At 72.5% G+C, this 13,490-nt stretch carries 15 protein-coding genes; 7 read left to right on the plus strand and 8 right to left on the minus strand.

Annotated features, from left to right (window positions below):
* The first annotated feature begins 71 nt into the window (after window positions 1–71).
* Both F6W97_RS02825 and F6W97_RS02830 read left to right on the plus strand, forming a co-directional pair.
* Window positions 72–1,268, plus strand: a complete 1,197-nt coding sequence (locus F6W97_RS02825) for a cytochrome P450 (protein ID WP_155368494.1) — start codon at window positions 72–74, stop codon at window positions 1,266–1,268.
* Window positions 1,265–1,474, plus strand: coding sequence for a ferredoxin (locus F6W97_RS02830; RefSeq protein ID WP_230686358.1), 210 nt, complete (start codon window positions 1,265–1,267; stop codon window positions 1,472–1,474). The genes F6W97_RS02825 and F6W97_RS02830 overlap by 4 nt, the downstream gene beginning before the upstream one ends.
* A gap of 27 nt (window positions 1,475–1,501) precedes the next feature.
* On the opposite strand, the gene F6W97_RS02835 is transcribed toward F6W97_RS02830, so the two are convergent.
* Complete coding sequence (locus F6W97_RS02835) at window positions 1,502–2,269, minus strand: hypothetical protein (protein WP_155368495.1); 768 nt, start codon at window positions 2,267–2,269, stop codon at window positions 1,502–1,504.
* Between the two features lie 126 nt (window positions 2,270–2,395).
* Here F6W97_RS02835 and F6W97_RS02840 point away from each other — a divergent pair, with 126 nt between their 5' ends.
* Complete coding sequence (locus tag F6W97_RS02840; protein WP_155368496.1) at window positions 2,396–2,533, plus strand: hypothetical protein; 138 nt, start codon at window positions 2,396–2,398, stop codon at window positions 2,531–2,533.
* On the opposite strand, the gene F6W97_RS02845 is transcribed toward F6W97_RS02840, so the two are convergent.
* Window positions 2,514–2,855 carry a hypothetical protein gene (locus tag F6W97_RS02845; protein ID WP_155368497.1) on the minus strand — a complete coding sequence of 114 codons (342 nt, stop codon included), beginning with the start codon at window positions 2,853–2,855 and terminating at the stop codon, window positions 2,514–2,516. The genes F6W97_RS02840 and F6W97_RS02845 overlap by 20 nt on opposite strands.
* 3 nt (window positions 2,856–2,858) lie before the next feature.
* Between F6W97_RS02845 and F6W97_RS02850 the strand changes: the two genes are divergently transcribed.
* The gene (locus F6W97_RS02850) at window positions 2,859–3,821 is read left to right on the plus strand and encodes a hypothetical protein (RefSeq protein WP_155368498.1); all 963 of its coding nucleotides are present in this window, start codon (window positions 2,859–2,861) and stop codon (window positions 3,819–3,821) included.
* Window positions 3,822–3,828: 7 nt separating this feature from the next.
* Here the strand turns inward: F6W97_RS02850 and F6W97_RS02855 are convergent, their stop codons facing one another.
* The 3 genes from F6W97_RS02855 to F6W97_RS02865 all read right to left on the minus strand — a co-directional run bounded on the left by F6W97_RS02855 (window position 3,829) and on the right by F6W97_RS02865 (window position 5,996).
* A complete protein-coding gene (locus F6W97_RS02855) occupies window positions 3,829–4,797 on the minus strand; it encodes an ArsR/SmtB family transcription factor (protein ID WP_155368499.1) in 969 nt (322 codons plus the stop codon).
* A 171-nt stretch (window positions 4,798–4,968) separates the two neighbouring features.
* Entirely contained in the window at window positions 4,969–5,565 is a 597-nt protein-coding gene (locus F6W97_RS02860; RefSeq protein ID WP_155368500.1) for a histidine phosphatase family protein, read from the minus strand.
* The gene (locus F6W97_RS02865) at window positions 5,562–5,996 is read right to left on the minus strand and encodes an NUDIX hydrolase (RefSeq protein ID WP_155368501.1); all 435 of its coding nucleotides are present in this window, start codon (window positions 5,994–5,996) and stop codon (window positions 5,562–5,564) included. The genes F6W97_RS02860 and F6W97_RS02865 overlap by 4 nt, the downstream gene beginning before the upstream one ends.
* Before the next feature lie 84 nt (window positions 5,997–6,080).
* On the opposite strand from F6W97_RS02865, the gene F6W97_RS02870 reads away from it, so the two are divergent.
* Together F6W97_RS02870 and F6W97_RS02875 are read left to right on the plus strand one after the other, a co-directional pair.
* Window positions 6,081–6,647 (plus strand): hypothetical protein, encoded by a 567-nt coding sequence (locus F6W97_RS02870; RefSeq protein ID WP_155368502.1) that lies wholly within the window; start codon window positions 6,081–6,083, stop codon window positions 6,645–6,647.
* A gap of 3 nt (window positions 6,648–6,650) precedes the next feature.
* The gene (locus F6W97_RS02875) at window positions 6,651–8,072 is read left to right on the plus strand and encodes a glutathionylspermidine synthase family protein (protein ID WP_155368503.1); all 1,422 of its coding nucleotides are present in this window, start codon (window positions 6,651–6,653) and stop codon (window positions 8,070–8,072) included.
* 54 nt (window positions 8,073–8,126) lie between these two features.
* On the opposite strand, the gene F6W97_RS02880 is transcribed toward F6W97_RS02875, so the two are convergent.
* A complete protein-coding gene (locus tag F6W97_RS02880; protein ID WP_155368504.1) occupies window positions 8,127–8,606 on the minus strand; it encodes a nucleoside deaminase in 480 nt (159 codons plus the stop codon).
* Window positions 8,607–8,708: 102 nt separating this feature from the next.
* Here F6W97_RS02880 and F6W97_RS02885 point away from each other — a divergent pair, with 102 nt between their 5' ends.
* The gene (locus F6W97_RS02885; protein WP_155368505.1) at window positions 8,709–9,353 is read left to right on the plus strand and encodes a nitroreductase family protein; all 645 of its coding nucleotides are present in this window, start codon (window positions 8,709–8,711) and stop codon (window positions 9,351–9,353) included.
* A 14-nt stretch (window positions 9,354–9,367) separates the two neighbouring features.
* On the opposite strand, the gene F6W97_RS02890 is transcribed toward F6W97_RS02885, so the two are convergent.
* Window positions 9,368–10,717 (minus strand): methyltransferase domain-containing protein, encoded by a 1,350-nt coding sequence (locus tag F6W97_RS02890; protein WP_155368506.1) that lies wholly within the window; start codon window positions 10,715–10,717, stop codon window positions 9,368–9,370.
* A 72-nt stretch (window positions 10,718–10,789) separates the two neighbouring features.
* The gene (locus F6W97_RS02895; RefSeq protein ID WP_155368507.1) at window positions 10,790–13,489 is read right to left on the minus strand and encodes an eCIS core domain-containing protein; all 2,700 of its coding nucleotides are present in this window, start codon (window positions 13,487–13,489) and stop codon (window positions 10,790–10,792) included.
* Between the last annotated feature and the right edge of the window lies 1 nt (window position 13,490).

Genomic DNA, 13,490 nt, shown 5'->3' on the forward strand with positions numbered 1-13,490 from the left:
CAGAACTCCGCTAAACGGGGCAAACCCTAGTAACTTGGAGGGGTCCTGGGGGTTCGACGGGGGAGTCTCACATGTCCGACACGCTGGCCACGAACATCCCGACCTACCCGTTCGGCAACGCGGGGCTCGAACCGCTGCTGCCGGACCTCGGCCCCGACGGGGTGGGCCGGGTGCAGCTGCCCACCGGAGCGCAGGCCTGGCTGTTCACCCGGCACGAGCACCTGCGCGAGCTGCTGCGCAGCGCCGACTTCTCCAGCGACTTCACCCGGCCCGGATTCCCGCTGATCCGGCCGATCCCCGAGGACATGCCGCGCCGCCCGGACGGCTCGCTGATCCGGATGGACCCGCCCGAGCACACGAAGTTCCGCCGCATCCTCACGCCGGAATTCATGATCAAGCACATCCGGACGCTGGAGCCGCTGATCCGGCAGACCGTCGTCGACGCGCTGGAGTCGATGCGCGCCGCCGGGCAGCCCGCCGACCTGGTCGAGCACTTCGCGCTGCCGGTCCCGTCGATGGTGATCTGCCACCTGCTCGGCGTCCCGTACGCCGACCACGACTACTTCCAGGAGCGCAGCCGTATCCTGCTGGCCTGGTCGAGTCCGCCAGAGCAGGTCCGCGACGCCATCGAGGAGATGCGCGCATACCTGACCCGCCTGATCGCGACCCGGCGTGACTCACCGGGCGAGGACCTGATCAGCCGGCTCGCGGCCGAGCGCGTCGCCACCGGCGAGATGACCGAGGAGGAGCTGGTCGGCCTGTCCGTGCTGCTGCTCATCGCGGGCCACGAGACCACCTCCAACATGATCGGCCTGAGCACGCTGGTGCTGCTGGAGCACCCCGAACAGCTCCGCCAGCTCCGGGAGCGGCCCGAACTGATCGACGACACCGTCGAGGAACTGCTGCGCTACCTGACCATCGTGCGCACCGGCCTGACCCGGGTCGCGGTCGTCGACACCGAGGTCGGCGGGCACCGCATCGCGGCGGGGGAGGGCGTCATCGCGCTGCTGTCGGCCGCCAACCGCGACGCCGACGTGTTCCCCGACGGCGAGGAGTTCGACCTGCACCGCGGCTCGCACCAGCACATGGCGTTCGGGTTCGGCATCCACCAGTGCATCGGCCAGCCGCTGGCCCGCGCCGAGCTGCGCATCGCCATGTCCGAGCTGATCACCCGCCTGCCGGGCCTCGCCCTGGCCGTGGCGCCCGGCGACGTGCGCTACCGCGACGCGGTCGTGTTCGGCGTGCAACGGCTGCCGGTGACCTGGTGAGCGGACGGCTGCGGGTCGCCGTCGACCGGGACGCGTGCTGCGGCTCGGGCAACTGCGTACGCACCGCGCCCGAGGTCTTCGACCAGGACGACGCCGACGGCCTGGTCGTCCTCCGCCTGCCGGAACCACCCGAATCCGAATACGACACGGTACGCGAAGCCGCCTACAACTGCCCCGCCGCCGCGATCGAGGTCACCGAGACCTGACCGCGCCACGATCGCGGATTGCGCGGGTCAGGCCCAGGGCAGGCGGAGGGCTTCCAGTTCGGGGTCGGCGAGGATCGCTTCGATCAGGGCGGGTGGGCCGGCGACCTTGGTGCCCCACAGGTCCCAGTCGGACCAGGTGATCCACGACCGGTCGGCGGGCCACAGGTTCGCGGGGGAGCCGCTGCCGCGCTCGTCGTCGTAGAGCGCGGCCGCCTCGCCGAGCGGCCCGGCCAGCACGTGCGACTCCTGGTCCGGAGCCGCGCCGCGGGCGATGTACGCCAGACACGGGGTGTCCGGGCCGGACCAGCCCACCAGCAGGTCGACGAGCCGCGACCAGCCCTCCCGGTCCAGCGAACCCTCGCCCGGCGGTTCGATGCTGGCAGGCCAGCTGCCGCCCGGATGTGCCCCGGGCAGGCTGCGGAAGTCCGGCGAGCTGCCGGGCGGCACGACCGGCTCGTCGGTGCGCGCCGCCAGCTCGGCCCAGCGCAGCCGCCGCCAGCCGGCCCCGGGATGCTGCGAGCGGCCTACGGCCCCGCCGGTGTCGACGACACCCCACTCGTCGATGTTGATGCCGCCGACCAGCTCCGGTTCGACCAGGTTCGCGTCGAGCAGGCTGCGGCGCAGGTCGTGGTGGGTGGTCTGGGTCGACCCCGACTCCCACTCGTACATCGCATGCAGGATCCACGCCGCGTCGGGCCGCTCCCCGGGGTCGTATCCCGTCCACGCGCCGTCCGGCCGCAGCTCGGCCAGCCAATCCGCCTCGTCGCTCGCCACCTCGCGCCAGCCGTCGCCCATGGCTCATCTGATCACATGATCCACCCCCGCGCCGTGCGGCCCGCAGGACGACTTCGCGGCGACCGGCCATCGTGGACGCCACGTTCGGCCGGTGGACGGCCGGGCGAAGATCGCGATACTGGACCGATGCCGAGAATTCTCGCCGACGTCGCCCCGCAACCGGAGTACACGGGCCTCGGGCTGGCCGCGGTCTGCGTGTGCCTGCTCGTCGTCGTGGCCGCGATCGTGCTGGTCGTGGTGCTGGTCAAGCGCTCGCGTAAATGAGCCCGGCGAGCACCGACGCGGCGTTCGCGGCGACCGCGAGCACGGCCAGCAACGGGTCGCGCCGCCGCAGCCACCAGACCAGCAGCGCCGCCTCCGCGCCGCACACCACGACCTCCGCGACGACCATCAGCAGCGGGTACGCAGCCAGCGCCGTCCGCGGCGCGAGCAGCCACCACAGCACCGGGTGCGTCACCAGGTTCACGCCGAGCGCGCACAGCACCGCCCGCCGCCACGGCGCCGACCAGCCCCAGCGCAGCGCGGCCGCGTACACGGGGATCTCGACGGCCAGCGTCAGCGCGAGCGCGGCCGGGTAACGGAGCATCGCATGACGGTAGCCACCCTGCCCGCCCCGCGCACCCCCGTCGCGCCGCGGGCGTCCGCGCTGGTGCTCGGGTTCGCCGCCTGCGCGGCCGTGGCGCTGGCCGCCGCGCTGCGCGCGCCGCTGGCGACCACGGTGCTCGGGCTCATCGCGTTCGGGGTGCTGCACAACGTGCTGGAGCTGCGCTACGTCGCGGGCCGCTTCGCGCACGTCCTCACCGGGCGGCTGCTGTGGACCGCGCTGGCGCTGGTCACCGCGATCGTGTTCTGCCGCCTGCTGGCGCTGCGGGTGCCCGAGATCGTGCTCTGCTACGGCGTGCTCGCCGCCGGAGTGGCGCACGCGGTGCCGCGCCGCCGGCTGCCGCTCGCGGGACCGGTCCTGGCCGGGGCGGCGGCAGTGTCGCTGACCTGGCCCGCGTACCACTTCGTGGTGCTGGCCCACCTGCACAACATCGTGCCGCTGTTCTTCCTGTGGGAGTGGTCGCGCCGGCTCGGCGGCCGCGACCGGGCGCTGTTCCGGGCCGCCCAGCTCGGCTGGGTCCTCATCGTGCCCGCGCTGCTGCTGGCCGGAGTGTTCGACCCGCTGCTGGCCGACGGGTCGGCGGCGGTCGTCGCGTTCGCGGGCACACCGGAGGCCATCGCCGCGCCGGTCAGCCCGCCCGGCCTCACCGCCGGGCTGCGCTTCCTCGCCGTGTTCGCGTTCCTGCAGGCCATGCACTACGTGGTGTGGCTCGGCTTCCTGCCCCGGCACGCGCCCGACGCCGCAGCGGCGTTCGAGCAGCGGGTCCCGTGGCTGGCCGGGTGGCGGCCGTGGGCGCTCGGCGCCGCCGCCGCACTGGTGCTGGGCGTGCTGTTCCTGATCGACTACGGCCAGGGCCGCACCATGTACCAGGCCCTGGCCAGCTACCACGCGTACCTGGAGTTCCCGGTGCTGCTCGCCCTGCTCTTCGCCGCCCCGCGCCCGGCCTGAGTGCCGGTCACTGCTCGGCCGGGCCGGGCCTGCCCTCCAGCAGCGCCATGCCGAGCGGGGCGAGCCGGTGCTCGACACTGTTGCGCCGCCGCTCGCTGTACACCAGCCCGGCCTGGCGCAGCACCGCCAGATGTTCGCTGGCGGTGCTCGGCGACTGGTTCAGCCGGGCCGCGATCGAGCTGGTCGAGCCGCCCTCCGCGCACAGTTCCAGGATCGCCGCCCGGGTCCGGCCGACCAGCGCGGACAGCGCCTCCTGGTGGCGGACCGCGAGCAGCCCGGCCCCGCGGTCGACCTGGTAGACCAGCACCGGCGGCAGGTCGTCGTCGATCAGCGTGATCGGCCGGGTGGCCCGCTTGAAGAACGACGGCACCAGCACCAGGCCACGGCCGCTCAGGTGCAGGTCCCGGTCTCGCGGGTAGTCGGCGACGCGCAGCACGCCGTCCTCGAAGCTCACCGACGGGTGCAGCGAGTCGAGCAGCGCGGCCAGACCGCCGGCGGCGACCGCGCGGCTGCGTGCGGCGTGGTCGGCGGCGAACGAGGCGGTCACCCAGTTCCACTGCGGCCGGACCACGGCCTCGAAGTACTCGCGCATGCCGGTGGTCAGCTCGCGCAGCGCCGCCGGGCGCCCCTCGCCGAGTTCCTGGGCCGCGGCGGGCAGCGTCCCGCGTGCGGCGGCGGCCAGGTCCACGTCGCGGCGCAGCTGGCGCGGGCAGGTGCTGCCGACCGCCTCCAGCCCGTCGTCGACGCCGCCCTCACCCGGCCGGGGCGTGAGGAAGTCGGGGAAGTCGCCGTGCGACCAGTTGACGCCGAGGAACAGGTCGGCGCGCCCACGCAGCGCAGTGCCGGCCCGCAGGGACTGCTGGGCGGCGCGATGCCAGCCCAGCAGCAGCGGATCCTCGTTGCGCCGGGCCAGCAGATGGGAGCTGAGCGTGATCTCCCACAGCGGATCCGGGCCGGTGACGATCCGCGTCTGCATGAGGTCACGCGGCGTGAAATGGATGCGGAACACGACGATCCGCCAGGCCCCTCAGACCCGGCCCGGTCCGCGCAGGGTCCGCTCCATGACGCCGCCCTCTCCGACTGCTGCTTGTCCGCTTCGGGCAGGGTAGTTGCTGCCGCGGAGCGAGCACCAGCCCCACGTCCGCGATCAGACGTGCAGACCCGGCGGGAATCCGGTCCAGCGCAGGTGGTCGGGCAGGTGCGCCAGGTCGTTGAACGACACCAGCGAGGGCGGTCGCCCGGCCCGGTAGAGCAGCACGGTGATCCCGCAGTTGGCCTGGTTGATGCCGATCCAGCGGGCGGGCGGGGCGTCCAGCGCGTGCCGCACCAGCCAGCCGATCAGGAAGTTGTGCGTCACCACCAGCTCGTGCGTGTCGTGCTCGGCGGGGGCGGTGTATCGCCGTTCCGCCTGCTCGATCAACGCCGCGCCCTCGGCGATCTCGGCGGGGGAGTAGCCGTCGAGGAAGCCCTTGGCGAAGGGCGGCAGCTCGTCCGCGGGCGGCAGGTACGGCACGTAGTCGCCGGCCAGCGGGGTCTGCTCGACCGGCACCCCCGGCAGGTGCGCCGTGATCAGCGCGGCCGTGTGCGCGGCCCGCTCCACCGGGCTGTGCTGCACCGACGCGAACGGCACCGAGGCCAGCCGCGCGCCGGTCAGCCGGGCCTGCTCCCGCCCGGCGTCGGTCAGCCGCCCGTCCGCGCTCGCCTCACCGTGGCGGACCAGGTACAGCAGCCGGTTCCCGCTCATGCCTGCGCCCGCAGGGCGGAGTACTCGGGCGAGGCGAGGAACTCGGTGATCGCCTGTGCCGTGCCCGGGGTGAACTCGCGCCCCTCGAACACCTGGTCGACGGGGGTGAACACCATTGCCGCGCCCTCGCCGAGCACGACGTCGTCCTGTCCCGACGAGGTCACCCCGTAGAAGTAGTGCTTGACCCGGTGGTGTGCGGGCACCGGCTGGACCAGGAACAGCCGCAGCGGGGAGTCCGGGCGCAGCGACGCCTCCTCCATCAGCTCGCGCGGCGCGGCCTGCTCCGGGGTCTCGCCAGGCTCGATGTGCCCGCCGGGCAGCGCCCACATGTTCGGGAAGCTCGGCGCGTGCTCGTCGCGCAACTGCAGCAGCAGCTCGCCGTCGCGGTTCACGAGCATCACCACGGCCAGCTGCACAGGTTCGTCGTCCATTCGGCCCACCCTAGGTCAACCTTGATCCGCTTGCGGACCCCTGTCACAGTGATGGCCCACATCCGGCACACGGGGAGTACACACATGGCAGACGGCGTACGGCTGAGATCGCGCAGCGTGATGCTGAGCGCGGCGTTCCTGGGACTGGCGGGCGGCTCGGCCGCGTGCGGGTTCGGGCCGGACGCCCCCGACGACCCGGTGTACATCCCGAGCAGCGTCGACTACCAGCAGCCGTCGTACCAGCCCCAGCCGGTGGTCGTGCCGTCGCCGACACCGCTCACGGGGAGCCCGACAGCCGCGGCCAAGCCGTCGCCGATCCGGACCACGGCCCCGGCCGTCGTGCAGCCCGTGTACGACGACGACTCCTACGTCTTCTACTGCGTCGACGAGAACGAGGTCATCGTCGACCCGATCGAGTGCGACGGCGACCGCGCCTACGGCACGGACTGGCCCTACTACCTGGCCTACTCCACCGTGTACCCGCGCACCCTGCGCATCGGCGACCGGGTGCCGACCGGCGGCGACATGTTCAGCGCGGGCGACACCTCGGCGCGGTCCACCTGGGGCCTGCCGTCGCGGGTCACCAACGGCAGCACCGTGCGCTCCGGGATCGTCGGCGGCACCGGCTCCGGCACCACCGCGGGCAGCTGAGCGGTGCGCCGGATCGACCACTGCACTCCCAGGCCCGGCTGGGCGGAGACCAACCGCTCGCTGGGCCTGGTGTTCAACGACACGGTGTCGGCGGACGGCTCCGTCGCGTCGTACTGGCGCGAGGGCCCGTTCTACGACTTCGACCTCGACGAGATCCTGCTGCTGGAGCAGTCGGCCGCGACCCTGCACCGCATGTGCGTGGCGGCCGGGGACCGCATCGTCGAGAGCTGCCCGCGCACCGATCCCGCGGTACGCCGCGAGGCCTACCTGACCTCGGTGTGCACCCCGGCGACCTGCCTGCTCAGCCGCGCCGGGGTGCCCGAGTACGTGCACGAGCAGGTCATCCGCACCTGGTACGACAACAGCCCGCAGGCGTGGACGCACAGCGACAAGGACCTGTTCGGCACGCACGCGCACACCCGGCAGAGCCCCGACTGCTCGCCGAGCGTCTACGGCCGCTTCGACATCTGGTACGGCGGCCGCGGCACCACCCCGAAGTTGCTGGAGTACAACGCGCAGACCCCGACGTCACTGCTGGAGGCCGCCGTGGTGCAGTGGAGGTGGCTGGAGGAGACCGGCCACACCCACCACTACGACCGGCAGTGGACCAGTGTGCACGAGCGCCTCATCGAGGCCTGGCGGCGCAACCTCGGCGAACTCGTCGCCGCCCGCCCCTGGCTCCCGCAGCGCCCCACGGTGTACTTCGCCTACGACGGCAGCGAGGCCTCCGGCGAGGACCTGATGAACGCGGGCTACCTCGCCGAGACGGCGCGGCAGGCCGGCTACCCGGTCGAGCTGATCGAGGTGGCGCAGATCGGCGTCGACATGGCCGACGGCCGCATCGTGTACGAGCCCAGCAAGGGCGCTCCCGCGACGCCCATCGACGTCATCTTCCTGCTGTACCCGTGGGAGTGGCTGTGGCACGAGGAGGGCGGCCGCCCCATCTTCGCCAACATGGCCGACCCCACCAAACGCGGCACCGTCTGGATCGAACCCCCGTGGACCGCCGCCCTGTGGTCGAACAAGGCCCTGCTCCCGGTGCTGTGGGAGCTGTACCGCGACGACCCCGTGCACCGCGAGCTGCTGCTGCCCGCGTACTTCGCCGACGAGCGCCCCGCCGAGCTGACCAGCTACGCCCGCAAGCCGATCTGGTCCCGCGAGGGCGCGAACGTCGAGCTGGTCCGCGACGGGGCTGTGCTGGCCGCCACCGGCGGCGACTACGGCGACACCGGCATGATCGTCCAAGGCCTCGCCGAGCTGCCGTCCTTCGACGGACCCGGCGGGCCGTACCACCCGGTCCTGGGGGTCTGGATGATCGACGGCGAGCCCGCCGGCATGGGCATCCGCGAGGGCGTCGGCACCGACGGCCTCATCACCCGCAACGGCGCCTGCTTCACCCCCCACACCATCGGCTCCCACCGCTGAAAGGAAGGGCACCTTCTACATCGCATGCGATGTAGAAGGTGCCCTTCCTGACTCCTATGCGGCTCCGTGCTGCCGGCGGTGCAGTTCGCGGACGGCGTCGGCGAGTTCCAAGGCCGGGCCGTCGACCGACACGCCCGGCGCGACCTGCTGGATCGCCAAGGGCAGCACCGGCCCGGCTGCCAGGCCCATCTCCTGACGCCACGCGGTCAGCTGTGCCGAGGAGGCGGCGTACACGATGCGGCCCAGGCCCACCCACGCATGGGCGGCCGCACACATCGGGCAGTGCTCCCCGGAGGTGTACACGGTCGCGGCGGCGCGCTGCTCCGGCGTCAGATGTTCGGCGGCCCAGCGGGCGATCTCGAACTCCGGATGCCGGGTCTCGTCCCCGGACGCGACGTGGTTGTGGTCCTCGAACAGCACCTCGCCGTCCGCGTCGACCAGCACCGATCCGAACGGCTCGTCGCCGACCGACAGCGCCAGCTCCGCCAGCTCGACACAGCGCCGCAGATGCGCCAGATCAGTCCCGTCGACCACGATCACTCCACTCCATGGTTGCCCTCATCCAGCAGCGTACCGACCGCGACCCGGCGATCATGGGGCGGACGCCGCCGCAGGCCGCGTGACAAAATCCGCCGCATGGAGTTCACAGAGGTCATCCGCCGCCGCCGCATGGTGCGCCACTACGCCGACCGCCCGCTGAGCCCCGAGGTCGTCGAGCGCATCCTGGCCAGCGCGCTGCGCGCACCTTCGGCCGGGTTCTCGCAGGGCTGGGCGTTCCTGGCGCTGACCGACCCGGCCGACCGGGCACGCTTCTGGCCGTTCGTGCCGACCCGGATGGCGCAGACCCCGACCATGCAGCTCGCCCCGCTCGTGGTGATCCCGCTGGCGCACAAGGCCGCCTACCTCGCCCGTTACGCCCAGCCCGACAAGGGCTGGGAGGACCAGGCCGAAGCCCGCTGGCCGGTGCCCTACTGGCACATCGACACCGGCATGGCCGCGCTGATGATGCTGCTGTCCGCGGTGGACGAAGGCCTGAGCGCCTGCTTCTTCGGCATCATGCCGCAGCAGGGCCCCGACTTCGACGCGGTCACCGAGGTCCCGGCGCACACGGACGCGCTGCGCGCCGAGTTCGGCATCCCGGCCGAGTACGAGCCGATCGGCGGCATCTGCATCGGCTACCGCGCCGAGGACACCCCTGCCCAGGGCGCGCACGTCGCCGCGCGCCGCCGCGGCACGGCCGACGTCATCCACCGTGGACAGTGGGGCGTGCACGGCTCGTAGTCCCCGTGCCGCCATCACCCGTCGGCGCGGGCCGCGGTGTAGGCGACCGTCAGGCGCGGGTCCTCGACGTGGCCGCCCAGGTCGTCGATGATCGCGGCGAGCCGGGACAGGAAGCGCTCACGGTCGTCCGGGGCGAGTTCGGCGATGTTCGGGAACGTCGACCACAGGTCGCGTGCGGTCTGTGCAGTCAACGTCTGCTGCCAGCTGATGACCTCGACCGCGACGTCGTCGAACCAGCCCCCGGCGGTCAGCTGCGCGCGCCACCGGCCGGTGTCGAGCACATGCGACCGGCTCCGCCGGTAGCCGGGCTCGCCGGGCAGCAGATCCTGGTACACCTCGTCGAGCCGGTCGCGGAACTCCGTCGGCCGCTCGCGGTCTCCGAACTCGGTCCACCACGCGGCCAGCCACCCGCCCGGCCGGACCAGCTCGCCGATCTTCGCGGTCGAGGTGGCCGGGTCGAGCCAGTGCAGCGCCGTCGCTGCCACCGCCAGGTCGAACCCGCCGCTGAGGGCTGCGGTCTCGAAGTCGGCGACGGTGACCTCCAGTTGCTCGCACCCGTGCGTGGCGGACAGGACCTCGGCGAGGTTCGCACCGGGTTCGACCGCGACGACGTGTGCGCCGGCGGCCAGCAGCGGCCCGGTCGCGAGCCCCGTGCCGGCCCCGATCTCCAGGACCCGCGCACCCGGCCGCAGGCCGCAGCGGCGGGCCAGCAGCTCGAACACCGCATCCGGGTACGGCGGCCGACCTCGCTGGTAAGTGGTCGCAGCGGTGTCGAACGACATCCGGCGCTTCGGTCGCAGCGCCTCGCGGTCGAGGCCGTCACCCGTTCCCTGAGCCGACCAGCCGGTCGCGGTGACCACGGCGGCGGCGATGTCGTTCACCGATCGGCCGTCGGTGCCGATCCGCACCACGTCGGCGGGGGAATCCTGGTCCAGTCTCACGGCGGCGCGGGCGCTGCGGGCGATGTGCACGTCGAGCCCGCTGCCCAGTTCACGCATGGCCAGCCGCCCGTTGGCGACGTCGTCCGACGCGGTCAGCAGCACCCGGGTGATCTTCACCGGGGCGTCCAGCGCCTCGGCCAGCTCGTCGGCGTACAGCACGCTCACGGTGTTGGTGTAGACCAGCCGCCGGTAGCCGAGCGCGGCGAAGTTGCGCCAGAGCGCGGCCAGGTTGTCCAGCCCGATCCGCGACCGGTCGGGGTCCCCGGCGGGCGCGGGGAAGACCTGCCCGAGGAAGTCGCCCTCCAGCTGCACGTGCGCGATCCCGGCCGCCTCCAGCCGGACGCACACCTCCGCGGCGACCGTCGACTTGCCGACGCCCGAGCGTCCGCCGATGAACAGCACTTCGACCTGATCCGCACCCATCCGACCATCATGGCGGCGGGCGGCCGCGGAGTCGCGCGGGTTTCCTCGGCCTGGCCGGGCGGGGGGGGCTTCCTACTTGCGGTACGGGTGGAGTTTGCGGCGGTCGATGCCGGCTTCGATCATCAGCCGGTAGCCGAAGTTCTGTGCCCGCTTCTTCCATCCGCGGGCCTGCTCGGCAGTCATCTTGCCGACTTCGGGCATGTCGTCGAAGAACGTCTCCCACTCCTCGTTCCAGCCGAACCCGGCGTGCAGGCCGTCCTTGCCCACGTGGTCCTGCCAGCCCATCGTCACCGTCCAGTCGTCGATGTCGATGTCGATGTCCTTGAACCGCTGCCGGAACTTCTGCGGGAAGATGTGATGGTCGTGGGTGACCTTGGAGCCGATCAGCTTCTTGCACTCGGCCGGTTCGTCGACGAGCTGTCCGGGCGCCTGGGCGGGCGTCTTGTCGACCGGGTCGGTCATCGGCGCGGTGTCCCGCCCGGGTGCGCTGGCGGTGCCGCTGCTCTGGCCGGGGGCCTGGGCCGGGGCGCTGTCCGCGCCGGGGGCTTTGACGGGTTCCACTACCAGGTAGGTGAAGTTCTTCAGCATCAGCGCGTACAGCACGGCCCGGCCGGCGCCCGCAGCCGCCTGCGGCACGAACTTGCCGCCGGTGACGAGGATGGCCTTGGCGATGGTCGTGCCGCCCACCATGACGGGTCCCTCGGCGACGGTCTTCGTGGCGCCGAGGACCTGTGCGCCGGGAGCGGCCTTCACCAGGGCGGCATGGCCGAGTTCCCGGCCGGAGGCCTTGGCCAGGCCGAGAGCCTCGCGCGTCAGGAAACCCGCGCCGTACGTCGGCCATTTCCCGATCGAGTTCAGGTACGTCATGTCGTTCGGCATGCCCATCACCGGGCCACCCGCATTGCCGGTGCCCGAGGTCACCTCCTGCAGCTGGCCGCCGCCGGGCTTGCCGCCCGCCTTCGGGGCAGGCGCGCTGCCCTTCGCGTCCGCCGCGCTCATGGCCTGCGGTGACTTCTGCGCCCCACCTGTGCCGTTAGACCCGGACGTGCTCGTGCCTTGCGGTGACTTCGGCGACCCGGCTTTGCCGTTCGACGCGCTGGAGCCGTTGGAACCTGAGCCCGGTTTCGCCGCCTGGCTGGGTGCAGGCTTCTCGTCGGCCTTGGGGGACGGCTTGGTGGCCTTGGCCGCAGGTCCTGACAAGGCCTTGCCGACCCGGATCACCGCGCCCGCCACACCTTGTGCCGACACCGCCACGTCGATCATCGCGCCGATGACCCGGGCGTGCGCCTCGGGCAGGGCCGCCTCGATCGCGAGCGCGCACGCGGTGAGGTTCGGCAGGTCGCGCTTGTTGAAGTTGGTGGGGTAGACGCGCCCGTTCTTCTTGTGCTTGAAGTAGACGCCCGACACCAGCGGAAGCCCCGACTTCGCCCCTTTGAGCATGGTGTCGAGGTCGAGGTCGAGATACCCGCCGCCCTCGTACTGCGCCTGGAACAGCCCGGTGAGCACGTCGTAGCTCACGTTGACGAGCTTGTTGTCGATGTAGGACGGATCGGCCTTGCCGTCGGTGCCGGGGACCAGCGGTTCCTGGTCGGCGACCGGCACCCCGATGTTCGGGTTGCCCCCACCGGGGGCGCTTGAGTAGATCTTCGCGCCGGGGCCGGCCTCCTGGTCGAGCGTCGCCTGGAAGGCGATCTTGCGCGCCCTCTCGGCGACCTTGAAGACGCCGCTGTCCTTGCCGACCTTGTTGTTGTCCAGCGCGCCGAGCCGGATCTTGTCGATCGTGCCGATCGTCATCTTGCGCAACCGCGTCATCATGTCGGTCTCGTTGAACGCGTTGAGGTACTCGGCGACGGCTTTCCAGTTGTCGTTGGCCATCTCGTTCTTGATGTTCAGGTCCAGGAACGCGGGCCGGGTGAAGCCCGCCGCGTTGGAGCCCGGCCCGAGACCCGCGCCGTCGCGTGCAGCCAGGTGGATCGAGGCGATCTGGGCCGTCGTCAGTGCCTTGCGGCCCTTGCCGGGGTTGTCCGACAGCAGCCGGGTGATGTCGCCCGGGGCGAACTGGTTCAGGGCATGGGCGGCGCTCAGGTAACCGTCGCCGCCGCCGGCCGCGACCCCGTCGAACAGCTGCTTCTCCAGCCGCGGCACGTCCTCGGGCGCGCGGTGCACGACGTCGTGCCGGCCGTGCACCGCGTGCTGCACCACGTGGGTCAGCTCGTGCGCGAGCAGCCACGTGCCGCGATCGGTCGACGGCGCGAACCCGCCGTCGCCGAACACCACGTGGTTGTCCACGGCGTACGCGGACGCGCCCATCCGGTGGGCGGAGCGCGCCGCGGCGGCGTCGGTGTGGATACGCACCGAGCTGAGGTCGCTGCCGAGCTCGTGCTCGAAACGTTGCCGGATCGGCGCGTCCAGGGGCCGGCCTGCGCCGAGGCCGCTGGTGTCCGCGCCGGGCAGCGCGGCCTCGCGCCCGCCGGGCATGGCGGGGCGCACGCCCGCGATTCGGTCGGCGACCGCGTGGCCCTCGTGCTCCAGGGGATCGGTCGGGCTCGCGACGGTCCGGCCCGCCGGAGCGGCGTGGTTCAGGCCGGAGGCGGACGGCGGACGCGGGGGGCGGGCATCGGCCGCGCTCGTGGGCACCCGCGAGAAGTCGAAGCCGGTGGCGGGGCTCGCCTCGTGCTCGTGCGCCGGGGCGGTGTCGCCGGTGGGCGCGGCGGCGACCGCCGGCGTCGCCGCCGCCTGCTGCCGGGGGCCGGCCGTGGTCGATTCCCGCACC

This window comes from Catellatospora vulcania (genome assembly GCF_009720385.1).
Classification (GTDB): Bacteria; Actinomycetota; Actinomycetes; order Mycobacteriales; family Micromonosporaceae; genus Catellatospora; species Catellatospora vulcania.

Bases quoted from the DNA above. Each gene is read 5' to 3' on its own strand.
- F6W97_RS02855 (WP_155368499.1), bottom strand. From the start codon at position 4,797: ATGCAGACGCGGATCGTCACCGGCCCGGATCCGCTGTGGGAGATCACG.
- F6W97_RS02825 (WP_155368494.1), top strand. From the start codon at position 72: ATGTCCGACACGCTGGCCACGAACATCCCGACCTACCCGTTCGGCAAC.
- F6W97_RS02860 (WP_155368500.1), bottom strand. From the start codon at position 5,565: ATGAGCGGGAACCGGCTGCTGTACCTGGTCCGCCACGGTGAGGCGAGC.
- F6W97_RS02850 (WP_155368498.1), top strand. From the start codon at position 2,859: ATGACGGTAGCCACCCTGCCCGCCCCGCGCACCCCCGTCGCGCCGCGG.
- F6W97_RS02840 (WP_155368496.1), top strand. From the start codon at position 2,396: ATGCCGAGAATTCTCGCCGACGTCGCCCCGCAACCGGAGTACACGGGC.
- F6W97_RS02845 (WP_155368497.1), bottom strand. From the start codon at position 2,855: ATGCTCCGTTACCCGGCCGCGCTCGCGCTGACGCTGGCCGTCGAGATC.
- F6W97_RS02885 (WP_155368505.1), top strand. From the start codon at position 8,709: ATGGAGTTCACAGAGGTCATCCGCCGCCGCCGCATGGTGCGCCACTAC.
- F6W97_RS02870 (WP_155368502.1), top strand. From the start codon at position 6,081: ATGGCAGACGGCGTACGGCTGAGATCGCGCAGCGTGATGCTGAGCGCG.
- F6W97_RS02835 (WP_155368495.1), bottom strand. From the start codon at position 2,269: ATGGGCGACGGCTGGCGCGAGGTGGCGAGCGACGAGGCGGATTGGCTG.
- F6W97_RS02890 (WP_155368506.1), bottom strand. From the start codon at position 10,717: ATGGGTGCGGATCAGGTCGAAGTGCTGTTCATCGGCGGACGCTCGGGC.
- F6W97_RS02865 (WP_155368501.1), bottom strand. From the start codon at position 5,996: ATGGACGACGAACCTGTGCAGCTGGCCGTGGTGATGCTCGTGAACCGC.